Annotated in this window: 23 protein-coding genes; 14 read left to right on the top strand and 9 right to left on the bottom strand. The window is 68.6% G+C overall.

Annotated features, from left to right (window positions below):
* Positions 1–5: 5 nt before the first annotated feature.
* The gene (gene upp / locus ACTIEF_RS09865) at positions 6–635 is read left to right on the top strand and encodes a uracil phosphoribosyltransferase (protein ID WP_439472205.1); all 630 of its coding nucleotides are present in this window, start codon (positions 6–8) and stop codon (positions 633–635) included.
* A 131-nt stretch (positions 636–766) separates the two neighbouring features.
* On the opposite strand, the gene ACTIEF_RS09860 is transcribed toward upp, so the two are convergent.
* Both ACTIEF_RS09860 and ACTIEF_RS09855 read right to left on the bottom strand, forming a co-directional pair.
* Positions 767–4348, bottom strand: coding sequence for a M1 family aminopeptidase (locus ACTIEF_RS09860; protein ID WP_439471961.1), 3582 nt, complete (start codon positions 4346–4348; stop codon positions 767–769).
* Positions 4349–4359: 11 nt separating this feature from the next.
* Positions 4360–5241, bottom strand: coding sequence for an ABC transporter ATP-binding protein (locus tag ACTIEF_RS09855; protein WP_439471960.1), 882 nt, complete (start codon positions 5239–5241; stop codon positions 4360–4362).
* Between the two features lie 197 nt (positions 5242–5438).
* Between ACTIEF_RS09855 and ACTIEF_RS09850 the strand changes: the two genes are divergently transcribed.
* The gene (locus ACTIEF_RS09850; protein WP_439471959.1) at positions 5439–7259 is read left to right on the top strand and encodes a type I secretion system permease/ATPase; all 1821 of its coding nucleotides are present in this window, start codon (positions 5439–5441) and stop codon (positions 7257–7259) included.
* Positions 7256–8668: an HlyD family type I secretion periplasmic adaptor subunit gene (locus ACTIEF_RS09845; RefSeq protein WP_439471958.1), complete on the top strand. Its 1413-nt coding sequence runs from the start codon at positions 7256–7258 to the stop codon at positions 8666–8668. The genes ACTIEF_RS09850 and ACTIEF_RS09845 overlap by 4 nt, the downstream gene beginning before the upstream one ends.
* A 65-nt stretch (positions 8669–8733) precedes the next feature.
* On the opposite strand, the gene ACTIEF_RS09840 is transcribed toward ACTIEF_RS09845, so the two are convergent.
* Positions 8734–10842 (bottom strand): malate synthase G, encoded by a 2109-nt coding sequence (locus ACTIEF_RS09840; RefSeq protein WP_439471957.1) that lies wholly within the window; start codon positions 10840–10842, stop codon positions 8734–8736.
* A 315-nt stretch (positions 10843–11157) separates the two neighbouring features.
* Here ACTIEF_RS09840 and ACTIEF_RS09835 point away from each other — a divergent pair, with 315 nt between their 5' ends.
* The 4 genes from ACTIEF_RS09835 to ACTIEF_RS09820 all read left to right on the top strand — a co-directional run bounded on the left by ACTIEF_RS09835 (position 11158) and on the right by ACTIEF_RS09820 (position 14402).
* The gene (locus tag ACTIEF_RS09835; protein ID WP_439471956.1) at positions 11158–11793 is read left to right on the top strand and encodes a DUF1345 domain-containing protein; all 636 of its coding nucleotides are present in this window, start codon (positions 11158–11160) and stop codon (positions 11791–11793) included.
* Positions 11790–12275 carry a hypothetical protein gene (locus ACTIEF_RS09830; RefSeq protein WP_439471955.1) on the top strand — a complete coding sequence of 162 codons (486 nt, stop codon included), beginning with the start codon at positions 11790–11792 and terminating at the stop codon, positions 12273–12275. Before ACTIEF_RS09835 ends, ACTIEF_RS09830 begins: the two co-directional genes overlap by 4 nt.
* A gap of 165 nt (positions 12276–12440) precedes the next feature.
* Complete coding sequence (locus tag ACTIEF_RS09825; RefSeq protein WP_439471954.1) at positions 12441–13946, top strand: DEAD/DEAH box helicase; 1506 nt, start codon at positions 12441–12443, stop codon at positions 13944–13946.
* Positions 13947–14132: 186 nt separating this feature from the next.
* Entirely contained in the window at positions 14133–14402 is a 270-nt protein-coding gene (locus tag ACTIEF_RS09820; RefSeq protein ID WP_439471953.1) for a hypothetical protein, read from the top strand.
* Between the two features lie 21 nt (positions 14403–14423).
* Here ACTIEF_RS09820 and ACTIEF_RS09815 read toward each other — a convergent pair whose 3' ends face one another.
* Positions 14424–15158 (bottom strand): hypothetical protein, encoded by a 735-nt coding sequence (locus ACTIEF_RS09815; RefSeq protein ID WP_439471952.1) that lies wholly within the window; start codon positions 15156–15158, stop codon positions 14424–14426.
* A 117-nt stretch (positions 15159–15275) separates the two neighbouring features.
* Between ACTIEF_RS09815 and ACTIEF_RS09810 the strand changes: the two genes are divergently transcribed.
* Positions 15276–16202: an oxygenase MpaB family protein gene (locus ACTIEF_RS09810; RefSeq protein ID WP_439471951.1), complete on the top strand. Its 927-nt coding sequence runs from the start codon at positions 15276–15278 to the stop codon at positions 16200–16202.
* Position 16203: 1 nt separating this feature from the next.
* On the opposite strand, the gene ACTIEF_RS09805 is transcribed toward ACTIEF_RS09810, so the two are convergent.
* On the bottom strand, positions 16204–17499 hold the full coding sequence (locus ACTIEF_RS09805; RefSeq protein ID WP_439471950.1) for an OmpP1/FadL family transporter: 1296 nt from the start codon (positions 17497–17499) through the stop codon (positions 16204–16206).
* A 242-nt stretch (positions 17500–17741) separates the two neighbouring features.
* Positions 17742–18449, bottom strand: a complete 708-nt coding sequence (ctrA, locus tag ACTIEF_RS09800; RefSeq protein ID WP_376861897.1) for a response regulator transcription factor CtrA — start codon at positions 18447–18449, stop codon at positions 17742–17744.
* Positions 18450–18735: 286 nt separating this feature from the next.
* On the opposite strand from ctrA, the gene ACTIEF_RS09795 reads away from it, so the two are divergent.
* From ACTIEF_RS09795 to ACTIEF_RS09785, 3 genes are all read left to right on the top strand, one after another.
* Positions 18736–19092, top strand: coding sequence for a chromosomal replication initiator DnaA (locus ACTIEF_RS09795; RefSeq protein WP_439471949.1), 357 nt, complete (start codon positions 18736–18738; stop codon positions 19090–19092).
* The gene (locus ACTIEF_RS09790; RefSeq protein WP_439471948.1) at positions 19089–19796 is read left to right on the top strand and encodes a DUF6456 domain-containing protein; all 708 of its coding nucleotides are present in this window, start codon (positions 19089–19091) and stop codon (positions 19794–19796) included. The genes ACTIEF_RS09795 and ACTIEF_RS09790 overlap by 4 nt, the downstream gene beginning before the upstream one ends.
* Before the next feature lie 143 nt (positions 19797–19939).
* Positions 19940–20479, top strand: a complete 540-nt coding sequence (locus ACTIEF_RS09785; protein WP_439471947.1) for a hypothetical protein — start codon at positions 19940–19942, stop codon at positions 20477–20479.
* On the opposite strand, the gene ACTIEF_RS09780 is transcribed toward ACTIEF_RS09785, so the two are convergent.
* Entirely contained in the window at positions 20473–20898 is a 426-nt protein-coding gene (locus ACTIEF_RS09780) for a SufE family protein (protein ID WP_439472204.1), read from the bottom strand. The genes ACTIEF_RS09785 and ACTIEF_RS09780 overlap by 7 nt on opposite strands.
* A 189-nt stretch (positions 20899–21087) precedes the next feature.
* Here ACTIEF_RS09780 and ACTIEF_RS09775 point away from each other — a divergent pair, with 189 nt between their 5' ends.
* Entirely contained in the window at positions 21088–22761 is a 1674-nt protein-coding gene (locus ACTIEF_RS09775) for a sensor histidine kinase (protein ID WP_439471946.1), read from the top strand.
* Positions 22762–22779: 18 nt separating this feature from the next.
* Here the strand turns inward: ACTIEF_RS09775 and ACTIEF_RS09770 are convergent, their stop codons facing one another.
* Positions 22780–23652, bottom strand: coding sequence for a hypothetical protein (locus ACTIEF_RS09770; RefSeq protein WP_439471945.1), 873 nt, complete (start codon positions 23650–23652; stop codon positions 22780–22782).
* Between the two features lie 56 nt (positions 23653–23708).
* Here ACTIEF_RS09770 and ACTIEF_RS09765 point away from each other — a divergent pair, with 56 nt between their 5' ends.
* Positions 23709–24053, top strand: a complete 345-nt coding sequence (locus ACTIEF_RS09765; RefSeq protein ID WP_439471944.1) for a DUF1491 family protein — start codon at positions 23709–23711, stop codon at positions 24051–24053.
* Here the strand turns inward: ACTIEF_RS09765 and ACTIEF_RS09760 are convergent.
* Entirely contained in the window at positions 24042–24575 is a 534-nt protein-coding gene (locus tag ACTIEF_RS09760; protein ID WP_439471943.1) for an RNA 2'-phosphotransferase, read from the bottom strand. The two genes, ACTIEF_RS09765 and ACTIEF_RS09760, sit on opposite strands and share 12 nt — an antisense overlap.
* A gap of 148 nt (positions 24576–24723) precedes the next feature.
* Here ACTIEF_RS09760 and ACTIEF_RS09755 point away from each other — a divergent pair, with 148 nt between their 5' ends.
* Positions 24724–25104 carry a hypothetical protein gene (locus ACTIEF_RS09755; RefSeq protein WP_439471942.1) on the top strand — a complete coding sequence of 127 codons (381 nt, stop codon included), beginning with the start codon at positions 24724–24726 and terminating at the stop codon, positions 25102–25104.
* Positions 25105–25146: the final 42 nt, after the last annotated feature.

The raw sequence follows: 25146 nt of genomic DNA, 5'->3' as shown, positions 1-25146 counted from the left end.
TCAAGATGGACGGGGTCACCGTCGTCGATCACCCGCTGGTCGCCCACAAGCTGTCGATCATGCGAGCCAAGGACACCTCGACCGCCCGCTTCCGCGCCCTGCTGCGCGAGATCTCGACCCTGCTCTGCTACGAGGTCACGCGCGACCTGCCGCTGGAGGACTATCCGGTCGAGACGCCGGTCGGCCCGACCACCGGCCAGAAGATCGAGGGCAAGAAGCTGGTCTTCGTGCCGATCCTGCGCGCCGGCCTGGGGCTGGTCGAGGGGATGCTGGACCTCGTCCCCTCCGCCCGGGTCGGCCACGTCGGCCTGTACCGCGAGCCCGAGACCCTCGACGCCGTGGAGTATTATTTCCGCGCCCCCGAGGACGTCGCCGACCGCCTGTGCATCGTCATCGACCCCATGCTGGCCACGGCCAATACGGCGGTGGCGGCCATCGAGCGGCTGAAGGAGCGCGGCGTGACCAACCTGCGCTTCGTCTGTCTGGTCGCCTCGCCCGAAGGGCTGGAGCGACTGCGCGGCTGGCACCCCGACGTGCCGATATGGGCCGCCGCCGTGGACGAACGGCTGAACGACCACGGCTACATCGTGCCCGGCCTCGGCGACGCGGGCGACCGGCTGTTCGGGACGCGGTGACGCGAGTGGCGAGTGGGGAGTGGCTGGTCTCGCTGCTGCCCGCCCCATCCCGAAAAACAAAAAGGCCCCGGATCTGCTCCGGGGCCTTTTCCTTGCTCTGCCATTAGCCACTAGCCACCGCCGCGCAGCGACTACCCCACCGCCCGGATGTTGTCGTCCGAGTTGCGGTCGATCCACTTGTTGTACGGGTCGACCCCGGCGAATTTCGGCTCACGCGTGGTGATGAAGCGCAGGGTCTGGACCCCGGTCCGGATCGGACGACGCTCCAGCAGGATCACGTCGTTCGGATTGAGGCGACGCGAGCCCGGCTCGGCGGCGAACAGACCCACGTCGAAGCTTTCGTTCAACGGAGCCGCCGTCTCGGCGCCCTTGCCGTCGGCGTACAGCTTGCGGGCGTCGACCGTGACCGCGACGTCCCAGCGACCGTCGGCGCGGCGCGTGGCCGTGACCCCGGTCGTCTTGACGTCATACAGGGTGATCTTCTCCATCAGATCGGTGATCAGCGCCTGCTTGTCCGCCGGAGCCTCGGCCCGCAGGGCGGCGACCAGATCCAGCGAGCGCGGATAGGGCGCGCCCTTGAAGGCGTACTGACGCAGGACCCGCTGCAGGGCGCGGTTGACCGCGTCCTCACCCAGCTGGTCGCGCAGCAGGTACATGACCAGCCCGCCCTTCTGATAGTGGATGTACTGCTGGTTCTCGTTGCGGAACAGCGGCAGCTCCTCCAGCCGCTCGGTGCCCCGGGCGCGCAGGTAACGATCCAGCTCGTACTTCAGGAAGCGGCGGATATCGTCGCGCCCGTACATCTTCTCCATGACCATCAGCGCCGAGTATTGCGCCAGGGTCTCGGACAGGACGGTCATGCCCTGCTGGTTGGAGCCGACGACCTGGTGCGCCCACCACTGGTGGCCCATCTCGTGCGCCGTCACGTAGGTGACGTAGTCGATCTTCGTCGGGTCCGAGAAGTCGGCGATGAAGCCCAGCCCCTCGGAGTAGGGCATGGTGTTGGCGAAGGCCTGCGCATAGCTGGCGTAGGCCGGGAACTCGACGATCCGGGCCTGCCGGAACTGATAAGGGCTGAAGGCGCGGGTGTAGTAGTCCAGCGACGCCTGCATGGCCTCGATCATGCGCGGCGCGTTCCGGGCGTGCTGGGCGTCATGATAGACCTCCAGCGCCACGCCGTTGTGTTCACGCCGCAGGATTTCATACCGGGCCGACTGCACCGAGAAGAAGTGCAGGATCGGCGCCTCGGTGACGAAGCGGGCCGTGCGGCGACCATCGCGGGTCACGTCCGACACCTTGTAGCCCGGCGCGATCGGCGTCTGGTCGGCGTCGGTCGTCACCGTAATGTCGGCGTTGACCCAGTCGGCGCCGATGTAGTTGTGGGCGCGGGCGCTTTCGTCCTCCAGCTTGGCCGGACGCAGCTCGGCGGGCAGGCCGAATTTGCGGCGCTTGGCGCGGTCGCTGAGCAGGCCGTTGCGGTTCATGCCGATGGTCGGGCTGAACTCGTTATGGCTGACGAAGGTGCCGTTATCGACGATGCGGGTGGTGTTGCCGCCGGCCTTGAAGCCGTGCTGGGCCATCACCGTCTCGAAGGTCATGGTCCGGCGGTCGCCCGGCTGCAGCGGCGTGGCGAAGCGGTAGATGCTGTAGTTGAACTCAGGCCAGTCGCGGGCCTTGGTCGCCCCCTCGATGTTCAGGGCGCGCACCTCCAGATCGTCGGGCCAGCGCAGGTGGATTTCGCGGATCGGCGCCTGGGTCCGGTTTTCCAGCACCCAGGTCGCATGCGTGGTCAGGCGCGGCTCATGCGGATGCAGGTCCAGCACCAGCCTCACGTCCGCCACCGACGGCTGCGGGGTGTTCTCGTAGCGCAGCAGGGCCTTTTCGGCGTCCGCCATGCGCCGCTCCTCGGCGTCCCGGGTGGTGTACTCGTTCCAGACGTTGGTGTTGGTGTAGATGAAGCCGCCCAGCCCGACGAAGGCGACGAGGGCCAGCGCGCCGATCGCGCCCGCCGGTCCGGCCAGACGCCGCGGGAACCGCTTCAGCCGCGGGGCCAGGCGGGTCTCCGTCCCCCGACGCCACAGGCCGTAGACGATGACCAGCAGGATCACCGCGAAGGCGGTCCAGTACAGGTCGAACCAGCTGTTGAAGAGGGCGAAGTCGCCGCGGCCGTTCATATCCGACAGCGGCACGCCGATGCCCCGGCCGTACTGATAGAGCGGGTGATCGAGCCCCAGATTGCTCATCACGATGGTCGAGATCAGATAGACGACCATTACCGCCCAGCCGACGAACTTGTTGGGCGACAGGGCCTGCACGAAGATCGCCAGAATCGCGATCAGGCTGAAGCCGATGGCCTGCGGGATGGCGTACCAGACAATGTATTTGCCCAGCTCGAAGTCGAAATAGCCCTTGATCGCCTGGGTGACGACGCCCGCCAGAATGCCGACCACGGCGGTCGACAGCAGGACCAGCACCAGCGCCAGCGTCTTCGGGATCAGGAAGGTCCAGTCCGGCGCCGCCGAGGCGTCGATGATCTCGTGCATCTTCCGTTCGCGGTCACGCCAGACCAGCTCGCCCGAATAGTAGATCGAGATGACGATGGAAATCAGCGAGAAGGCGCCGAACAGGGCCGTGATCGCCACGCGCGTCACCAGCAGGATCGGCGCGCCGTACATCTCGCCGGTGAAGAACAGCATGGCGAAGGCGAAGGCGAAGCCCAGCAGCATCAGCACCAGATAGGCCGGGCTGCGGAAGATCAGCGCCATCTCGAAGGCGGTGCGCGACAGCAGTTGGGTCCAGGCGGCCTTCAGGCCATGGCTCGCTTGCGGCAGATGGCCGATGGCGGCCGTGGCGGTCGGTTCCGGCGCGGCCTCGGTCAGGGCGCGAAGACGATCCGCCTTCTTGGCCTTGGCGCCGCGCGGCGACGGCTGGAACAGGCTGTAGGTCGAGGCCAGGATGATCACGCCGACGAGGGTCCAGATCACCCGGTTCCACAGCAGTATGCCTTCCAGCGGCGCGTTGATCGTGTTCCGCTCTGCCGCCGTCCAGTATTTGGTGGCCAGGCCATAGGCGCCCGATCCGAACGGCTCGGCCCAGGCCAGGGCGGTCTCGAACTCGGGCTTGGACCCCAGCGCGCCGGTGGTCACCAGATAGACGATGATCACCCCGACCACGCCGACATAGGTCGCCATCAGCGAGCGGGTGACCGTGGCCAGCATGAAGAACAGGGCCGAGGTCAGGAACAGGCCGGTCAGGCCGTAGACGCCGTAGGCATAGACATAGTCGAACGGACGGAAGGCTCCGATGGTCTCGGGGTCGATCCACGGCATGGCCGTGCCCAGCAGGGTGCCGAACGAGATGCTGAGGTAGCAGATCGCGACGGCGGCGAAGGCGCCGAAGAACCGCCCGAACAGGTAGGACGACTTGCTGACCGGGGTGGACAGGATCAGCGGGCCGTAACCGGTCGAGGTGTCCCGCGCGACCGCATTGGCCACGATGGCCGTCGAGCCCAGCATGAAGAAGATATTGAAGGCGATATGCGCCAGCGCCAGCGAATAGGGCGCGTTCTTGAAGACGTTGCCGCCCGAGCCGAGCGAGACGTTCTCACTGGCCACGGCCCCGAACGAGAGCAGGGCGAAGACGATGAAGATGACCCAGAAGGCCGGTTGGCGCAGCTGGTAGCGGAACTCGAAACTCGCGATCTTGCCGAACATGTGCGTGGCCCTCAGGCGGCCGCGCGGCGCGTTTTGGCGACCGTCGCCATGTAGACGTCCTCAAGCCCGCCCGGCGCGGTCTCGAAGCCGTCGCCCGGGTGATGGTCGGACAGCACGTGGATGACGGTGCGACCGCCGACCAGACGGCTGGAGATGACCTCGTTGCGCTTGCGGAACTCGGGCAGCTCGGCCTTGTCGATGGTCCGGCGCCAGATCTTGCCTTCCAGCTGGTGCTGCAGCTCGGTCGGCGCGCCCTCCAGCTGGATCTTGCCGCCCGCCAGCACGGCCATGCGGGGGCACAGGTCGGTCACGTCCTGCACGATGTGGGTCGACAGGATGACCACCACGTTCTCGCCGACCTCGGCCAGCAGGTTGAGGAAGCGGTTGCGCTCCTCCGGGTCCAGGCCGGCGGTGGGCTCGTCGACGATGATCAGTTCGGGGTTGCCGATCAGGGCCTGGGCGATGCCGAAGCGCTGGCGCATGCCGCCCGAGAAGCCGGCCAGCGCCTTGCCGCGCACGGGCCACAGGTTGACCTGCTGCAGCAGGGCCTCGACCGTCGCCTTGCGCTCCTTGCCGTTGGCGATGCCCTTCAGCACGGCCATGTGGTTCAGCATGTCGTAGGCCGAGACGCGCGGATAGACGCCGAAGTCCTGCGGCAGATAGCCGAGGACGCGACGCAGCTTCTCCGGCTCGGCGATCACATCGATGTCGCCGAAGCGGATCGAGCCCGAGGTCGGTGTCTGCAGGGTGGCGATGGAGCGCATCAGCGTCGACTTGCCCGCCCCGTTCGGGCCCAGCAGGCCGAACATGCCCTTCGGAATCGTCAGGCTGACGCCGTCCAGCGCCCTGGTCCCGTTGCCGTAGATATGGGTCAGGTTCTCGATCGTCAGCATGCCACCCCTCCGTGAAGGGGCGCACCCTGTCCCGCCAAAGGCGCTACGGCAAGTTACAGATGGGTCAGAACTCGCGCGCGGGCTCGTCCCCAAGTGGTGCGGCCTGTCCTTTGCACGTTGTTTTTCCGAGGCTACTGTTTCTAACCCCGCCCACGGGTTAGAGTATCCGCCGTTCAGTTCAGGACCCGACCCCGCACGTGCTGAAAAATCTGCTTCCCAGCAAGCCCGGGACCGAGCCCCTCGCCGAGGCGCTGAAGGCCTGCAAGTCGCACTTCGTGTGGGCGGCGGTGTTCTCGGCGCTCGTCAACCTGCTCTACCTGACGCCCACCCTGTACATGATGCAGGTGTACGACCGGGTCGTGCCGACGGGCGGCATCCTGACCCTCACCCTGATCACCATCGTGGCCGTGCTGGCGCTGGCCGCCCTGGCCGGGCTGGACTGGCTGCGCGGACGGCTGATGCTGCGCGCCGGGCTGCGGCTGGACCGGATGCTGTCGGGCAAGGTGCTGCAGCGGGTCATGGACCTGCAGGCCAAGTCGCCGAACACCCAGGCCCTGCGCGAGTTCGACAATGTGCGCGGCGCCATCGGCGGTCAGGGCATGCTGGCCCTGTTCGACGCGCCCTGGACGCCGATCTACCTGCTGTGCTGCTTCCTGCTGCACCCAGCCATCGGGGTGCTGACCCTGATCGGCGGCATCACCCTGTTCACCCTCGCCTGGCTGAACGAGCGGGACACCCGCCCGCGCCTGAACAAGGCCATCCAGTCGCAGAACAGCGCCTATGCCGCCCAGGAGGGCATCGCCGGGCAGGCCGAGGTCGTCCGCGCCCTGGGCATGCGCCAGTCGTCCATCGCGCGTCAGGTCGAGCAGCGCCGCCACGCCACCGCCGCCCAGGCCGACGCACAGTTGGCCGGGGGCCGCTATTCGGGCGCGATCAAGTTCCTGCGTCTGGTGATGCAGTCCGCCGCCTTGGGTCTGGCCGCCTATCTGGCCGTGAAGGGCGACATCTCGCAGGGGTCTATCATCGCCTCCTCCGTCCTGCTCAGCCGCGCCGTGGCGCCGGTCGAACTGCTGGTCGGCGTCTGGCCCAGCCTGGTGCAGGCCGTGACCAGCTGGAAGACCCTGACCGAACTGTTCAGCGGCACCGCCGCTGTCGAACGCGAGCGCACCGCCCTGCCCGACCCGAAGGGCCGTCTGCAGGTCGAGGGCGTGTCGGTGAAGTTCCCGGACACCGAGAACCCGCAACTGCGCAGCGTCGCCTTCGTCCTGAAGCCCGGCGAGACCCTCGGCGTCGTCGGCGCCAGCGGCTCGGGCAAGACCACCCTCGCCCGCGTCATCGCCGGCGCCCTGAAGCCGCAGGCCGGGGCGATCCGTCTGGACGGCGCCGAATACGAGGCCCGCGAGGGCGACGAGCTGGCGCGCTGGATCGGCTATCTGCCGCAGGTCCCCAGCCTGTTCGCGGGCTCGATCAAGGACAACATCTCGCGCTTCGCCACGGCGACCGGCGTCGACCAGGAGACCGCGGACCGCAGCGCCGTGAAGGCGGCAATGCAGGCCGGCGCGCACGACCTGATCCTGCGCCTGCCCCAAGGCTATGACACGATGCTGGGGCCGTTCGGTCAGGGCCTGTCGGCCGGCCAGGCGCAGCGCGTGGCCCTGGCCCGGGCGCTCTACAACGAGCCGGTCCTGCTGGTGCTGGACGAGCCCAACTCCAACCTCGATCAGGAGGGCGAGGCCGCCCTGATGCAGGCCATCCTCGGCGCCGCGGCGCGGGGCGCCGCCGTGGTCATCATCGCCCACCGCGCCGGGGTTCTGGCCCGAGTCGACCGCCTGCTGATGATGCGCGACGGCATGGTCCAGATGGAGGGCCCGCGCGAGGAGGTGCTTGAGAAGATGCGCGCCGCCGCGCCCCGCGCGCCCGGCCAGCCCGGCCCTGCCCCCGCGCAGCCGCAGGCCCAGCAACAGGCCCCGGCGCGTGTCGCCGGTCCGGCCGCCCAGCCTCCGCGAAACAGCCAATGACCGACGCCGCAGCGCCCCACGACCCGGCCGCCCCGGCGCCGGAAGCCTCCGCCGTGCCGCCCCTCGGCCCCATCAGCCCCGCGCCCGAGGCGCCGTCGGGCCCGGTGATCATCACCGACGCGCCGAAGCTGGAACTGTTCATCGGCGGCGGGATCATCTTCGTCTTCTTCGTGCTGTTCCTCGGCTGGGCGGCCTTCGCGCCGCTGGACGCCGGGGCCTTCGCCCATGGCCAGGTCGCCGTCTCCGGCAACCGGCAGGCGGTGCAGCACCGCGAGGGCGGCGTGGTCAGCGCCCTGCATGTGGCCGAGGGCGACACCGTCCAGCGCGGCCAGATCCTGCTGACCCTGTCCAGCGGCGAGCTGAAGGCCACCGAGCGCGGCGTCGCCGGTCAGGTCTACGCCCTGCTGGCCCAGCGCGCGCGACTGGTCGCCGAGCGCGACGGTCTGCGCGCCATCCCGACGCCGCAGGAGTTCAACGGCCTGCCGCCCGAGGACGCGGCGCTGGCGCAGGAGAGCCTGCGCATCCAGCAGCTTCAGTTCGGCGCCCGCCGCACCGGCCGCTCGACCGAGACCGGCGTGCTCAGCCAGCGGATCGCCCAGCTGAACGACCAGATCGACGGCTATGAGCGGCAGATCGAGTCCAACATCGAGCAGCAGCGCCTGATCCAGGAAGAGCTGACCGGCATGCGCGGCCTGGCCGAGAAGGGCTATGCGCCGCAGACCCGGGTCCGGGCGCTGGAGCGCAGCGCCGCCCAGCTGGACGGCGAACTCGGCTCGCTGCGCGCCCAGATCGCCCGCTCGCGCGAGGCGGTCGGCGAGACCCGGCTGCAGATGGCCGGGGTCAACACCAAGATGGGCGAGGACGTCGCCGATCAGCTGCGGCAGATCGATGTGCAGCTGAACGAGCTGCGGCCCCGGATGGTCGAGCTGCGCGCCCAGATCGCTCGCGCCGAGGTCCGCGCCCCGGCGACCGGCCAGGTCGTCGGCCTGACCATCTTCACCCAGGGCGGGGTCATCCAGCCGGGCCAGACCCTGATGGAGGTCGTTCCCAACGACGCCTCGCAGGTCATCGTCGCCCAGGTCAGCCCGACCGATGTCGACAACCTGCAGGTCGGCCAGGAGACCGAGGTCAAATTCCCGGGCCTGCGCGAGCGGAACCCGCCGATCGTCCACGGCCGGGTGTCGCGCATCTCGGCCGACAGCTTCACGGTCGAGCAGACCGGCGCGACCTATTTCCGCGCCGAAATCGTGGTCCCGGCCAGCGAGTTGGCGAAGCTGGGCCGCAGCGCCGAGACCCTGCGTCCAGGCGCCCCGGCGGAGGTGATCATCCTGCTGCGCAAGCGCACGGCGCTGGCCTACATCCTTGAGCCGCTGACGAACAATCTGTGGCGCTCGGGGAGTGAGCAGTAGGAGGAATTGGGGCGTAGGAGTTGGGGCTTAGGGAGCCCGAGCGCGCCTCCCCTAATTCCTGAGCCCTACTCCCTCGCAGCCTTCTTCTCCGCCCGGAACCGGTGCAGGAGCGGCTCGGTGTAGCCGCTGGGCTGCTGGACGCCTTCGAAGACGAGGGCACGGGCGGCCTGGAAGGCGATGCTGCCCGAGGGGTTGGCGGCCATCGGCTCATAAAGCGGATCGGCGGCGTTCTGGGCGTCGACGCGGGCGGCCATCTTCAGCAGGGCGGCCTCGACCTGTTCCGCCGTGCAAACCCCGTGCAGCAGCCAGTTGGCCATGTGCTGGGACGAGATGCGCAGGGTGGCCCGGTCCTCCATCAGGCCGACGTCGTGGATGTCGGGCACCTTGGAGCAGCCGACGCCCTGATCGATCCAGCGGACGACGTAGCCGAGCAGGCCCTGGGCGTTGTTCTCCAACTCCTCGGCGACCTCCTGCTCTGACCAGTTGCGGCCTGAGGCGAGAGGCGCGGTCAGCAAGGGTTCGAGGCCGGGCGTCGGACGGGTCGCGATCTCGGCCCGGAGACCGAAGACATCGGTCTGGTGGTAGTGGAGCGCATGCAGGGTGGCGGCGGTCGGCGACGGGACCCATGCGGTGTTGGCGCCGGTCTTGGGATGGGCGGCTTTCTGCTCGAGCATGGCCTGCATCTGGTCCGGCGCGGCCCACATGCCCTTGCCGATCTGGGCCTTGCCGTCGAGGCCGCACGCCAGACCAATGGCGACGTTGCGAGCCTCATAGGCGCTGATCCAGTCGGAGGCCTTCATCTCCGCCTTGCGGACCACGGGACCGCCGTGCATGGCGGTGTGGATCTCGTCCCCGGTGCGGTCGAGGAAGCCGGTGTTGATGAAGACCAGCCGGTGCATGACCTGCCACAGGCAGGCCGCGAGGTTGGCCGAGGTGCGGCGTTCCTCGTCCATCACGCCGACCTTCAGCGTCCAGCGGTCCAGCCCCAGAATGTCCTCGACGCGACCGAACAGCTCGTCGGTGAAGGCGACCTCGTCCGGGCCGTGCATCTTGGGTTTGACGATGTAGATGGAGCCTTCGCGGCTGTTGCGGAACCGGCCCAGCCCCTTGATGTCGTGGGCGCCGATGGCCGAGGTGACGAGGGCGTCCAGCACGCCCTCGAACACCTCCGACCCGTCCTCCAGCCGGATGACGGGCGTGGTCATCAGATGGCCGACGTTGCGGACGAACAGCAGGGACCGGCCCGGCAGGGTGAGGGTCGAGCCGTCCGGCGCGGTGACCGCCTTGTCCGGGTTCAGGGCCCGGGTCAGGGTCTGACCGCCCTTGGCGAAGGTCTCGACCAGTTCGCCGGTCATCAGGCCCAGCCAGTTGCGGTAGGCCGCGACCTTGTCGGCCGCGTCGACGGCGGCGATGGAGTCCTCGAGGTCGACGATGGTCGACAGGGCGGCCTCCAGCACCACGTCCGAAATGCCCGACGGGTCTGTGGCGCCGATGGGATGGGACGGGTCGAAGACGACCTCGATGTGCAGGCCGTTGTGGCGGAAGACGCGGCCCTTGTCGGTCTGGCCGACGTACTGGGCGGGGTTCTTGAGGGCGATGCCGTTCGACGGGTCCCCGAGCTCCGCCCAGGACCCGCTTTCCAGAGGCACGGCCTCGTCGAGGAAGGCCTTGGCGCGGGCGACGACGCGGGCGCCGCGGGCAGCGTCATAGGGTCCGGGCGGCGGCAGGTCGCCGAGCGCGTCCGTGCCGTAGAGGGCGTCATACAGGCTGCCCCAGCGGGCGTTGGCGGCGTTCAGCACGAAGCGGGCGTTGAGCGCGGGCACCACCAGTTGCGGTCCGGCCAGGGTGGCGACCTCGGCGTCGACCTTGTCGGTGTGGATGCTGAACGGCGCCGGCTCGGGGACCAGATAGCCGATGGAGCGCAGGAAGGCGGTCGTGGCGGCGGGATCCTGCGGACGACCGGCGCGGTCGCTGTGCCACTGGTCGATCTTCGCCTGCAGTTGGTCGCGGCGATCCAGCAGGGCGCGGTTGCCGACATGGGCGCGTTCGAACAGGTCGGCCGCCCCGGTCCAGAAGCGATCCGCCTCGATCCCGATGCCCGGAAGCACCTCTTGCTCAATGAAATCAGCCAGTTCCTGTGCGACCTGCAGGCCAGCGCGCGGCGTCATCGACATCAGCATCTCCCGGAGCGAGGCTGTAACATTCCGTGATCACGTAGGGGAAGTCGAGCGGATTTCGCAGTTGCGGGAGGAAATTCGCGCCGGAAAAAACAGGGGGTAAAGAGTGTAATCGGCGCCAGTCGTCCAGAGTTCGGAGACGGTCGAAATACACCGTCTAAACCGTCTATCCCGTCTATGGGTGCGGCGATGTCAAAGACCCGAAGGCGGCAAGATAGCAGGGCGATGCGTCGGAATTGGACGCACCGGCTTTCCTTCTCGCTCAAGGGGAGAAGGACTTGCGCGCGACGCGGCAAGGCGCACTCTCCGGCCATGACCTGGCTCCGTCTTCACTGGCCCCTGGCCCTGCTGATCCTGATCGCGGGGTCGGGCCTGTTCTGGCCGATCCCCGGCGGGTGGCCGTCGAGGGTGGCGCTGGCGTGGGACATCGGGGTCGGGCTTTTCCTGGCCGAGAGCGCCATCAAGGTGCTGCGCACCCGCTCCGCCGACGCCATCCGCAAGCGCGCCTCGGCGCTGGACGAGGCCGGCCCGGCCATCCTGCCGCTGGCCCTGATCGCGGCGGTCGGCAGCGTGGTGGTGGTGGTGGGCGAGGCCGCGACCGGCGGTGGCGGACCGGCGGTGCTGGCGCTGGTCACGGTCGCCCTGTCCTGGCTGTTCGTGCACGTCATCTTCGCCTTCCATTACGCCCACGTCTTCTATTCGGCGGGGAAGAAAGGGGATCGCGGCGGCCTGCTGTTTCCCGGCGACGATCCCGAGCCAGACTACTGGGACTTCCTGCATTTCTCGCTGATCATCGGCGTGGCGTCGCAGACGGCGGACGTGCAGATCGCCGACCGGGGCCTGCGCCGCACCTCGACCGTGCACAGCCTGACGGCCTTCGTCTTCAACACCGTGGTGGTGGCGCTGACGGTCAATATGGCGGTGGGGCTGCTGGGGTCCGGTCAGTGACCCTCGAACATCTCTACGAGAAGATCAGCCGACGCGCGCCGCCCTCCTTCGATCTGGAGGCGACACAGGCGCGCGTGCGGGTACACAACCTCGCCATGGTCGCCGAGTGGCGTGAGCGTTACCCCAACGCAGAAGCCGCCATCCTAGAGATTCAGGTCCGAGCCAGTGGCCATACCCGCAGGCGGTTGAACCGATACTCGGAATTCAAATCGGTACGCGGCGGCCAGCCGGGCCTTTTGGTTTTCAGAAATCCGACCGGTTTCAACGAAGTTCTGGACCTTCAGGTCGTGGAGATCATCGCCGCCGCGGCCAGAGCTGACGTTTCAGATATCGAGTGGCGACTGCTGACCGTGATGAGGCTCTCACCGCCACGCCTTGACTTGAACACCTTTCAGGCCCATCTGCCCGCTGCATCGCAGCATTTTGCGATCTCCGGCGTCTCCAGCGCGTGTGGGCTCCCCTCCCCGGAAGCCTGTCTGTAGAAGCCGCCGGCCTCTCATATTCATTCGCTGCCCGGACACGCGGGGCGGCGCCCGATCCACCCCGAAGGCCTCCGATGAGGCTCCAATCGGGACTGGCGGTGCGCGGCCCTTACGGCTCTCGAGCCATGGCTGATGCGCGTCGCCGCATGCGAAAGAAGACGCTCCGTGAGCAAAGCCACCTTTGACTCCATGGGCCTGAACCCGGCCCTGCTCTCCGCCCTGAAGGCGGAAGGCTATGAGACCCCGACCCCGATCCAGCAAAAGGCCATCCCGGACGTGATGCTGGGCAAGGACCTGCTGGGCATCGCCCAGACGGGCACCGGCAAGACCGCCGCCTTCGCCCTGCCGATCCTGCACCGTCTGGCCGCCAACCGCGTCGCCCCCGTGCCGCGCACCACCCGCGCCCTGATCCTGAGCCCGACCCGCGAACTGGCCACCCAGATCGGCGAGAGCTTCAAGGCCTATGGCAAGCACCTGGGCTTCCGCGTCGCCGTGATCTTCGGCGGCGTGAAGTACGGCGGGCAGGAACGCTCGCTGAACCAGGGCCTCGACATCCTGGTCGCCGCCCCGGGCCGTCTGCTGGACCATATCCAGCAGAAGAATCTGGACCTGTCGGCCACCGAAATCTTCGTGCTGGACGAGGCCGACCAGATGCTTGACCTCGGCTTCATCAAGCCGATCCGCCAGATCGTCAGCCGCATGCCGGCCAAGCGCCAGAACCTGTTCTTCTCGGCCACCATGCCGTCGGAGATCGGCAAGCTGGCCGGCGATCTGCTGAAGGACCCGGTCAAGGTGCAGGTGACGCCGCAGTCGACCACGGTCGAGCGCATCAACCAGTCGGTCATCCACATCGAGCAAGGCCGCAAGCGGGCCCTGCTGGCCGAGATGTTCGCCGATCCGGAGTACACGCGCTGCCTGGTCTTCACCAAGACCAAGCACGGCGCCGACAAGGTCGCGGCCTATCTGGAAGCCGGCGGCGTCGAGGCCGGCGCCATCCACGGCAACAAGTCCCAGCCGCAGCGTGAGCGGACCCTGGCGGCCTTCAAGGCCGGCAAGCTGCGCGTGCTGGTCGCCACCGACATCGCCGCGCGCGGCATCGACGTGGACGGCGTCTCGCACGTCGTGAACTTCGAACTGCCCTATGTGCCGGAAGCCTATGTGCACCGCATCGGTCGTACGGCCCGCGCGGGCAAGGACGGTTCGGCCGTCAGCTTCGTCGCCGGCGACGAGATGAAGCTGTTGAAGGACATCGAGAAGGTCACGCGCCAGAAGATCCCGTCGAGCGACCGTCGCAACGACAAGTCGCTGGCCCTGCTGGACCAGTCGATCATGGCCTCGGGCGTGAAGAACAAGGCTTCGATGCCGGACGACGGTCGTGGCGACCGCCAGCAGCAGCAACGCGGCCCGCGCAACCCGCGCCGCGACGGCGTGAAGCTGGAAGGCGGCGGGCAACCGCACCGCGTCCGCAAGGGCCGCGCCGCCGAGGCCCGTCCGACGCCGGAACGCGCCTTCGACCCTATGGCCCGCGATCGCGGTCGCCAGACCCACAACGACCCGCGCCACACCTCGGCGCCGTCGGCCAATGAGCCGAAGCCGGTCGGTGAAATGAAGCGCCGTCCGCGTCGCCGGAAGCCGTCGAACGGCGGCAAGGGCTACGCCGCCAAGGCGTAAGTCCCACCTGGACTGACGACAGACGCGCCCGCCGGAGCGATCCGGCGGGCGTTTCACGATGCGAATAATCAAAAAGGACCGCGGATGATCCGGCGTCGCCTCACGGCGGGCGGGCGAGTGCAATCTTGCCCTGAACCAAAGCTGGGGTAGAGTTAACTTTTCCCGCGCCGAACCCAAGGGACAGCGATGATCTGGGTCCTGATATCCGCCGCGATCATGATCGCCGGCGTCCTTCTCTTCAGCAAGGGCCGCAAGCTCCTGCACGATGCTAAGCGGTATGAGTTCGAGAACAGAACAGGGGGAGGCGTTGTCCAGTTCGAGAACTATGACGCCAGCGTCCAGCACACAAAGAAAAGAGGCCGGGCCGCCGACGCCTTCAACTTCGGCCTCATCATGATGGTCGCCGGCGGCATCTGGTTCACCATGGCGCTGGCGAACGTGCTGCTGGGCGGCTGAGCGACGGCCCGGGCTGCGGGATCAGCTGGAAACGGACGTCGCGCGCCGCCCTTCTGCCTCTACGGCCTCAGCCTTGGCCTGCTGGACCTGATCCATGATCTGGCTGGTAATCGACGGCTTCGGCCGGGGCAGCAGCCCGAGATTCACACCGACCGCCAGAAGCAGGCTGGTGGCGAACATGCCGCCGAAAACGCCGACGACCAGCGCTGTCATTGCCTTGAAGAACAGCTCGCCGAGATTAGCCTCCTGCCAATCGGCCCGCATGCCGTCGGCTACGCCGCTCCAGATGTTCCAGACCAGGACCGGACCCACCACGATGAGGATGAGCCCGAGGACGAGCCGCAGGACGTCGACGACAGTAATCGGTTCGACGACCTGACGCTTTACATCGCTTTCGAACACCCGCCACGATCCGGTCGAGTGGTTGATCAGACCCACCGGATCGGGATTGTCGTTCCGTTGGGCGCCGACATAGAAGACGGAGACGCGTTGTCCCGGCCTGAACCCAAAACCCGCATTGGTCGCGATCGCTTCGAATTCGCGGCCACCATCCTCCTGGATGAACAGGCGGATTTGCTCTGAAGAGCTCGAAGAAACCGAGGTATCGGTCTGAACGTGTCCCGTCGCGACGTCGCCCCGGGTCCGGGTTTGGGTGTTGATGTGGGTCCGATGTGAGGTCTGGGCGTCGAGTAGCGTGCCGGTCCGGACCGTCACCCGCGCGTCCTCGATCGATCCGATTTTCGATGATCCCGTCATATGTGCCTCATCCGACTTTGGCTTGAGGAGACCGGGTTCAGGCCGAAAGTTCAAGTCCGAAATCCCCGCGATATCCGAACCGGCGGAACCCCGCGGAGCCCCATGCCTTGAACCCGCATGGGCCCCATCCGCCTCCCCGCCCCGCTCCAGATGCGCGTCGAGGATGCGGCGCGCGCGCTGATGTCCGCGGACGGGTTCCAGATCGACTTCGCCACGCCGGCGGGCGCGCCCGCCCTGACCGCGCCGGACTCGATGTCGTGGCGGCTGTTCAAGAACCCCATCTCCCTGTTCATCGGCGGGGTGGCGGCGGTGCTGCTGGAACTGGCCGAGCCGAAGGTGCGGGCGGGGGTGTGGGACCACACCAGCTTCCGGACCGATCCGGTGACACGGCTGAGGCGCACCGGGCTGGCGGCCATGGTCGCCGTCTATGCCCCGCATGAGGTGGCCGAAGCCATGATCGAGGGGGTGAACCGCAGGCACGCGCGCGTGACCGGGACGAGCGAGCATGGGCAGGCCTATGCGGCTGATGATCCGGATCTGCTGGACTGGGTGCAGGCGACGGCGTCCTGCGGCTTCATCGAGGCCTATGACCGCTGGGTCGAGCCGCTGGGCGACGCTTTGAAGGATCAGGCCTTCGCCGAGGCGGCGCCGGCGGCGCGGCTGTATGGGGCGATGAACGCGCCGCGGAACGTGGCGGAGTGGCGCGCGACACTGGCGGCGATGGACGGACGGCTGGAGGCCTCGCCGATCATCACGGAGTTTCTGGAGATCATTCGCCGGGCCCCGGCCTTGCCGGGCGGCGGTCGGCTTGCGCAGCCGCTGCTGGTGAAGGCGGCGGTGGATCTGCTGCCCCCGGCGCTGAAGGCGCGGCTGGGGCTGGAAGCGGCGGGGCTGTCCCCGCTGGAGCGCCCGCTGGTGCGGACGATGGCGAAGGCGGCGGACCGGCTGGTGCTCGAAAGCGCCCCTCCGGCCCGCGCCTGTGTTCGCATGGGCCTTCCGGCGGACTGGCTGTATCGCCCGCCGGAAGCCCGATCAGCGGCGTGACCTAGAACGCCATCCGGGTGCCGAGCGACCAGACCAGGCCGTAGCCTTCGGTCTCGCCACGCAGGCTGGACTGAACCGCCGCCGGGGTGCCCGCGTACTGGGTGCGGTCGCTGTGGGCGTCGCCGTCCTGGAAGGCGATGTAGGTCAGGCCGAAGTCGACCGACATGCGGTCGGTGGCCTTGGCGGTCATGCCGCCCGAGATCAGCCAGCGGTCCGAGTCCGGGATGCGGGCGGTGCGCTCGCCTTCACGGGTCGGGGTCGGGGTGTAGCCGATGCCGCCGCGGAAGGTCAGACGGTCGCTGGCGGCGTAGTCGAAGCCGACGGCGCCGGTGGTGACGTCCTTGTAGTCCAGACGGATGACCTGGCCGCCGTTCGGATAGACGACGTCGATGTTGTCGAACTCCGACCAGCCGATGCGGTTGACCTGGGCGTTCAGGGTCAGGCGGTCGGTCAGGGCGTAACGGCCCGAAGCGGCGATGTAGGACGGGGTGCTGAAGCCCGCCGTGCCGCCGGTGTTGACGTTCGAACCGGCGAGCGGGCCGAGCAGGCCCGAGATGACGACGTCGCCGTCCAGCTCATGCTCGATGGCCGAGCGGTAGCTGAGGCCGAGGTCCAGCTTGCCGAAGTGGGCCTGGGCGCCGACGTTCCAGCCGTAGTCCCAGCCGTCGCCTTCCAGCGAGGAGAAGCCGTCCGGAAGGGTCGGCGACAGGTTCGGCAGGGCCGAGGTCAGCTTGGCCTTCACATACTGGGCGTCGACGCCGACGCCGAGGTCGAGCCAGTCGGTGACCTTCATGGCGCCGACCAGGCCGACGTTGGCCGAGCGCAGCTCGGACGTCATGGCGTCATAGCGGGCGAAGGAGTCGGCTTCGTACTTGGTGGTGAAGTTGTACGGGGCGGCGATGGCCAGGCCGACGGCGAAGCGGTCGCCGATCGGGGTGGCGATGGCGAAGTTCGGCACGATGCCGCTTTCGATCGGGCTCAGGTTCGGGCTGACGCCCTGGACCGGCACGGTGATCGCGCCCGGATAGGTCAGGGTGGAGCCGGCGTTGCGGACTTCCGAGTTCACGGCCACGGCGTGGGCGCCGAAGGTGACCTCACGGCCCGAACGGGCGATGGCGGCCGGGTTCCACCACAGCGAGGACACGCCGGTGTCGGCGGCTTCGCCGGAGAAGGCGCGACCGGCGCCGCGGGCGGATTGCTCCTGCAGATAATAGGACTGGGCGAAGGCCGGCGACGCAACAGCGACGCCCAGCGCGGCAAGAGCCACGCCGGCGAACAGCGACTTGGTGGAGGTCATGCTTTTTTACTTTCCGAAGCCCCGAGGGAGGGGGCGGCGTTTCCAAACTATGCCGGGGAGGCGAAGGGGAAATGCGCGTCGGAGCCTTTGGCTGCAACGCTTTGCGGCATTGTTTCAGAAATGTGATCGATGTTCACCTGATCGGTGAACGTGGATTTTCCGTCCTTGAAAGCCGGACAGCGAAACGCCCGCCGGATCTCTCCGGCGGGCGCTCGATTTTCTGACGTTTCTTCCCTGAAGGATCAGGCGGCGGCGGAGGCCGGCAGCGCGCCTTCGGCCGGGTCGCGCAGGACGTAGCCGCGGCCCCAGACGGTTTCGATGTAGTGCTTGCCGCCCGCGGCCGTAGCCAGCTTCTTGCGCAGCTTGCAGATGAAGACGTCGATGATCTTCAGCTCGGGCTCGTCCATGCCGCCGTACAGGTGGTTCAGGAACATCTCCTTGGTCAGGGTCGTGCCCTTACGCAGGGAGAGGAGCTCCAGCATCTGGTATTCCTTGCCCGTCAGGTGGACGCGGTGACCGTTCACCTCGACCGTCTTGGCGTCCAGGTTCACGGCGATCTCGCCGGTGTGGATGATCGCCTGGGCGTGGCCCTTCGAACGACGGACCACGGCGTGGGTGCGCGCGATCAGCTCGTCCTTGTGGAAGGGCTTGGTCATGTAGTCGTCGGCGCCGCCGCCGAAGGTCTTCACCTTGGTCTCGATTTCCGAGGTGCCCGACAGGATCATGACCGGCGTATTGACCTTGCCGACGCGCAGCTGGCGCAGGACTTCCAGGCCGTTCATGTCCGGCAGGTTCAGGTCGAGGAGAATGAGGTCGTAGTCATAGATCTTGCCGAGGTCGATGCCCTCTTCACCAAGATCGGTGGTGTAGACGTTGAAGCCTTCCGACTTCAGCATCAGCTCGATGCTCTGCGCGGTCGCGTGATCATCTTCGATTAGCAGGACGCGCATTGGGTGCCCCTCCAGGCAGAGCTTGGCCGTAGATATTACTGTCCCGTTTCCGGGTAACCTTGTTCGGACGTTAACCCCTCAAAACCTTAAGAAGGGTTAATGGGATTGGTTAACGGCGAATCTAGGCTGATTTGCGAATCGGCGTCGAGACTCGGCGAGTCAACCAGTCGAACTTTTTCCCAAACCGCCGGTCCATACGACCAATCTCGACGCATCGAAGGAATATAGTCCTATCTCGAAGCGCACCGATCCAGAGCGCGCCGGGTGATGACGGAGATGGGACACAATGGAAGACCCTTATCGGAGCGCCGCGCCGGGCGGCGACCGGTTGAGAGCGGCGCTGGCGCTGCAGCTGGTGGCCGCGGCGACCGGGGTGCCGGCGGACAGGATGAAGCACCGCGTGCGGCTGCACGGACAGGCCTGCCGGGCGCGGTGGGTGGCGATGTATCTGTCGCACGTGACTTTCGGCTGGCCGTTCGAGCGGATCGGCACGGCCTTCGACATGAACCGGGCGACCGCCGCGCAGGCCTGCCGCTGGGCCGAGGACGAGCGCGACCGCCCCTGGCTGGACGACCTGCTGAACCGGCTGGAGCGGTCGATGCGGGATATCCTGGACACGCCCCGCTGCGAGCTGCCCGCATGAGCGGCGAGCACAGGCTGGAGCGGGCGCGCCGGCTGCTGGCCCTGCCGGAGGGCTGGCTGGACTGCGCCCCGGACGGCTACGCCCTGCGCAACGGGCCGGACCGGCGGTCGCGGGTGATGCTGACACTGGATGAGGCCGAGTTCCGCGCCCTGAAGGCCGAGCCAGGCCTGACGCCGCGCGTCGGCGGCGGCTGGACGACTGGCGCGCCACTGCCCTCGCCCATGCCAGGACGACCCGGCGTCACCGAAGGCGTCCGCGTGGTGATGGAGCCGGACGGGAGTCTTTCGGACCTGCGGGCCAATCTGACGCCATCGCCGATCCGCTGGCTGGCGGGCCGGACGGGGGCGGACGGGCAGCCATGGCTGAGCCCGGCCCAGGTCGCGGCGGCGGAGCAGCTGGAAATCGAGGCCGAGACCGCGCTGCGCGGCGCCTCGGTCACCATGCGCTGGGACGCCCTGCCGGGGACCTCGGCGGGCGGGGGACCGTGGGGTTACGGACCGGGCGACCGGGCGCTGGCCGCCGCGCGACGGATCGACAAGGCCCTGGCCGCCTGCGGTCCCGCACGGGAGCTGGTGCGGACCGTCTGCATCACGGCGACGCCGTTGCAGGCCGCCGAACAGGCGCTGGGCCTGCGCCGCCGGACCGGCAAGGCCCTGCTGCAGCACGGCCTGACCCTGCTGGCCCGCCACTACCGACTGCTGTGACCCGCCCCGCCAACCTTACAAGCTGGTAACTTTCGCCCGGTGAACAACGGTCCTAAGGTAAAGGTCTGACGCGCTCCCGAGGGGGCGCGTCCTTGTTTTTAAGGCGGCGCGGCCGGGCGACGCCGGACTTTCGGGGGATGGTCGTGAAGGCAGTTGTGGCGTGCAGCCTCGCAATGGGGCTGGCTTTCGGCGCGGTCAGCGCGCCGGCGACCCCGGCGGAGGCCCAGCAGAACCTGACCGGCCGGATCCTTGTCGAGGTCTGCCTGCCCTACGCCACCCGCGGCAAGAGCTTCGAAAAGGCCATCGCCGCCGCGCGCGAGCTGCGCTTCCGCCGTCCGGCCAATGAGCGGGGCCAGCCGCTGGAGGAGTTCGCCTCGGAGGTGAATCTGGTCTCGCACGACGGCGCCTGGCGGCTGCGCCTTGAGGAAGGCACGATCGAGGACGGCGAGGCCCAGGTCTACACCGTGACCTGCGCCCTTTCGTCGACCCGCGCCGGCGCGCGCGAACTGGGCGACCTGGGCCGTCGCGCCTTTCGCGACGACCGCTACTGGAGCACGGACGAGAGCGCGCCGCGCCAGTGGGACCGCCGCACCCGCAATCCGGATGAGTATCGTCTGGAAGTCCGCGTGGTCGAGGAAGACGGCGCCCGCCCCGCCCTGACCATCCGCGGCCTCTATTACTGAGCGGCGGTCGCCGCGTCCCGGATGCGGCCGACCATGCTGTTCAGGCCGTTGGCGCGCTGGCGGGTCAGGGCCGAAGGCAGGCCCAGCCGGTCCAGCGCCGCGCGGGCGTCAAAGCCGAGAATCTCCGCCGGAGTCCGGTTCGAATAGAGCCGCAGAAGCAGGGCGATATTGCCCTTGCTTAGCGCGCTGTCGCTGTCGGCCATGAAGTGGAGCCGGTCGCCCTCACGGCGGACCGCCAGCCAGACCTGCGCCGCGCAGCCGGGCACCTTGTTCGCGTCAATGCGGTCGGCTTCCGGCAACGCTTCCAGATCCTTGCCCAGATCGATCACGTATTCGATGCGGCCTTCCCAGTCGCCGAGAAGGTCGAACTCCTCGATCAACTCGGCGAGGACGGCGTCGATGGGGGGCGGGATGCTCATCGGCGCCAGATAGGCCGATGCCGCGTTAACGACAACCACGTCGATCATCCCCGGAAATCTGTCCGGGCAGTCGCCTGACGGGGGTGTGCACTTTGGACGACTCAGACGGGCGGCTAGGCTGGCGGAGGTAATTTCGCCGTCCTCCCGTCCTTTCGCCCGCCCTTGAACCCCAGCCAACGTCCAGAGCCGATGGAGACCGCCGCCCGCGCCGGGTCCGGTGATCGCGCCCCGCTGGCCGCGTGGCACGCGGGCTGGGCCGTGGCCGCCGCCCTGCTGGCGCTGGGCGCGCGCTGGATCGGCGGGGTCGAGGGTCCCGTCTTCTACAGCGTTCTGGCCATGATCGTGCCCGGGCTGATCGGGCTGAACCTGCTGAAGAACGACGCCTTCCGCGACCGGCTGATCCTGATGGGGGTCTGGGGCATGGCGGCGGCGACCACCGCGGCCCTGTCGGGCGGCCTGACCGGCCCGCTGGCGGGCTTTGTCTTCCTGCCGCTGGCGGCGGGGATCGCCCTGGGCGGCCCGCGGCTGGTGCAGACGGGCGCGCTGGGCGTCGGCGTGGCGGCCCTCGCCGGACTGGCGACCAGCTGGATGCTGGGCGGACCGGGCGCCCACCTGCCCGCGCTGGCGGCCCTGTCGGCGGTGTTGACGGCGGCGGCGGCGGCGCTGGCCGTGCGCCTGTCGTGGCGGCAGCGCGAGCAGCGGATGGCCACCGCCGAGGCCGAGGTGCGCCGGGTCGAGGCCCTGATGGCGGCCCAGCCCGGCCTGACCCTGATCCTGGAGCCCTCGGGCCGGGTGGTGGCGGCCTATGGCGCGCCGCCGTCGTCCCTGCCGGTCGACCCGCTGTTCGAGCAGGGACTGGTGGCCGCGATCCACGCCCCGGACCGTCCGCGCCTGCTGGCCGCGCTGGACCGGGCGGCGAACGGACATGAGGGCGCCGCGACCCTGGCGCCGCGACTGGCGCTCGACCGCCGCGTACAGTTCATCATCCGCCGTCTGGACGATCCCGCCGCCCCCGCCCCGCGCCTGATCGCGCAGGCCTTTGACGCCACCGCCCAGTACGCCCGCGAGCTGGGGCTGGAGGTCGCCCGCAACGAGGCCGAGGCCCGCGAACAGGGCAAGACCCGCTTCCTGGCCAATATGAGCCACGAGCTGCGTACACCGCTGAACGCGGTGCTGGGCTTCTCGGACATCATGCGCCAGCGCCTGTTCGGCCCGATCCCGGATCGCTACGCCGAATACGCCGACAACATCCATCAGGCGGGCGGCCACCTGCTGGACCTGATCAACGATCTGCTGGACGTCTCCAAGATCGAGGCCGAGCGCTACACCCTGGCGGTCGAAAAGTTCGACGCCCGCGAGGTGGTGTCGGACGCCATGGCGCTGGTCCGGGTCAACGCCGAGGACAAGGGCGTGACCCTGTCGAGCGTCCTGCCCAACGAGGCGGTCGAGGTGTCGGCGGACCGCCGCGCCCTGAAGCAGATCGCGCTGAACCTGCTGTCCAACGCGGTAAAGTTCACCCACGAGGGCGGGGCCGTCACCGTGACGGTCGAGGCGATCGGCCCGTATCTGGAAGTCATCGTCGCCGACACCGGCGTCGGCATCGCACCGGAGGACGTGAAGCGTCTGGGCCGTCCGTTCGAACAGGCGGGCGCCCCGGAGCAGCGGCGTCAGGGCACCGGTCTGGGCCTGTCGCTGGTCCGCGCCTTCGCCGAACTGCACGGCGGGCGGATGAGCATCGAAAGCACCCTGGGCGAAGGCACGGCGGTGACGGTGCGGATGCCGGTGGCGCTGGTGGCGAAAGCCCCCGCTCCGGAAGGCGGCGCCGAGATCATCCCCCTGCCGGTGGCGACCAACGGCGGCTGAGCGCGTGGCGGCAGGGGCCTAAAGGCTGCCCATCGCCAGGAAGGCGCGACCTGCGGCGAAGTCGCCGGCCTCGAACGGGACGGTGGCCACGCTGCCGTCGCGGAAGTGGAACTCGATGGCGAAGGCCTCGCGCGGGTCCAGCTTCTCCAGCGCTTCGGCGGCGGCGGGGCTGAAGCGCCAGGCGTCGCCCGCCCGCTTGCCGTCGGCCAGCAGGGTCGGGTCAGCAGCCGAAACGCCCGAGGACCACAGGCTGGCCTGGGCCGAGGCGGGGATCAGATTGTTCCCGGCCAGCCACGGGCGCGGCGCCTTGGCCGTGTCGCGGAAGACCAGGCGGGCGGCGGTCGGACGGGGCCGACCCCACCAGCTGACCACGGCGGTCAGCTCGCCCTGATCGCCCTTGCCCGCATAGCCGAAGGTGACCGGCGAGGCGCCGACCACCGAGGCCTGCTGCAGGCGCCAGGTGGGGCTGGCGTAGCCGGAACGGTTGGCGACCCAGTGCAGCCGGTCGCCGGGGAAGGTCATTCGGGCGATGCGCGACCAGCCCGCGAAGGCGCCGTCGACGCGGCCCTTGACCACCGCCAGCTCCGGATCGCCGCAGGAGACAGCGCCGGCGCGCGCCTGCGCCCGATAGGCGACCTCGCTCAGTTCCGTCGCGGCGGCGCCGGAGCGCAGGGCCGCGCCCCGCGCCTGGGCGGTGGCGGCGACCAGGGCGCGCTCGATATGCGGCTGGAACAGGTTGCAGCGGGCGTCGGCGGCGACCACGAAGGCGCGCTCGTAATAGGTGTCGGCGGGACCGGCGAAGGCCGACACAGGCGCGACCAGGGTCACTGCGGCCATCAGGGCCGTCGTCACGCGCGCTTGGGTCTTCAGGGCGTTCTGCCGTATCGTCATGCCCCGCACCCTACGCATCGAGCGTTCAGGTCCGGTGTCCGAGCAGGGTTAGCGAATTGCTTCTATCGAGTGACGTCTGGGTGGCCGCCCTGATCCGCCGCGCCGAGATCGGCGGGGCCTTCGCCACGGTCGCGCGCAAGGGAGACGCGCGCGCGGGAACGGTCATTGTGAAGGTGTTCAACACCGCCGAGCGGCGCGCCCGACTCTATAGTGAAGCCTTCGGCCCCGATGGCGAACGCCTGTGGATGCAGCCGGTCGAGAGCGCGTTCGAGAGCGAGCTGGACGAGTATCTGCAGCGCCAGATCCGCTACGACCCCGACCTCTGGATCGTCGAGATCGAGGACCGCGAGGGCCGTCACTTCATCACCGAGAAGGTGGCGGGCGAAACATCAGGCGGATAGCCGCTCCGGCGGGACATGGTCCGTCAGCCAGATCCCGTTGGAGGTCACGAAGAAGACGGCGCCGTCCGCCGCCATGGCCGCCGCGTCGATGGTCAGGATCACCGGCTTGCCGCGACGCTGGCCGACCTTGTTCGCGGTCTCGATGTCGGCGGACAGGTGCACGTGATGGCGCGCCTGCCGCTTGAGCCCCTCTGACAGGATGGCGTCCAGGAAACGCTCGGGCGTGCCGTGGTACAGCACGTCCGGCGGCGTGACCGGCGGCAGGTCGAGGTCGACCGCGACGGAGTGGCCCTGCCGCGCGCGGATGCGCCCGGTGTCCGCCGACAGCTCGAACCGCTGCTTGTCGCTGAGCTCGACCACGCGCATCAGCCGGTCGAAATCCAGGCTGGCGTCATTCTCCCGCAGGGCCGCCATCACCGCGCTGGTGTCGGTCCAGCCCTGCGCGTCCAGCATCAGCCCCGCCGCCTCCGGCGCGTGCCTGAGCCAGTAGGACAGGGTCTTCGAAATCCCGGTGTCGTTCACGCCTCACCCATCATGACAACCCATCCGTTAACGTCCGCCGCCGTCGTCGCAAATCCTTAACTGCGTTCGCACACGGAACCTCAAGCCGGGGCGCCTATGGTCACCTTCAACGGGCCGAATGAGCCCGACGTGATGGTGGGTGTTCCGGATGCTGTTTCTTCTGAACGACGTCGTGTTTGATCTGGACGAGGCCTGCCCGGTCACGGCCGGCGACGCGCGCCGGTTCGAAGCGCTGGAGCTGGACTATGTGCTGGAACTCGGCTGCGAGCTGTTCGCCGAGGACCCGCTGCTGCACCACAACGACCCGCAACGCGCGCGCCGTCTGGCCTGGCTGATCCACGACCGCTCGCCGGACGTGAACGCCGCCCTGTTCGCCGCGCCGGAAGTCGGCTGCAATCCCGATCTGGTCGAGCCGCAGTTCTGCGCCCTGCCCGAGATGGTGATGCGCCAGCTGCAGACCCGGGCCACCAAGGGCAAGCTGGACGCCGTGGCCGCCGACAAGGCCGTCTGGATGCGTCTGGCCGCTTAACACGATCTTCGCTTGAACCCCCGCCGACGCGCCCGCTAGGGT

The organism is Brevundimonas sp., from assembly GCF_051858995.1.
Taxonomy (GTDB): Bacteria; Pseudomonadota; Alphaproteobacteria; order Caulobacterales; family Caulobacteraceae; genus Brevundimonas.
Note: the sequence above shows the minus strand (reverse complement) of the source record. Positions and strands in the feature narration are given on the sequence as shown.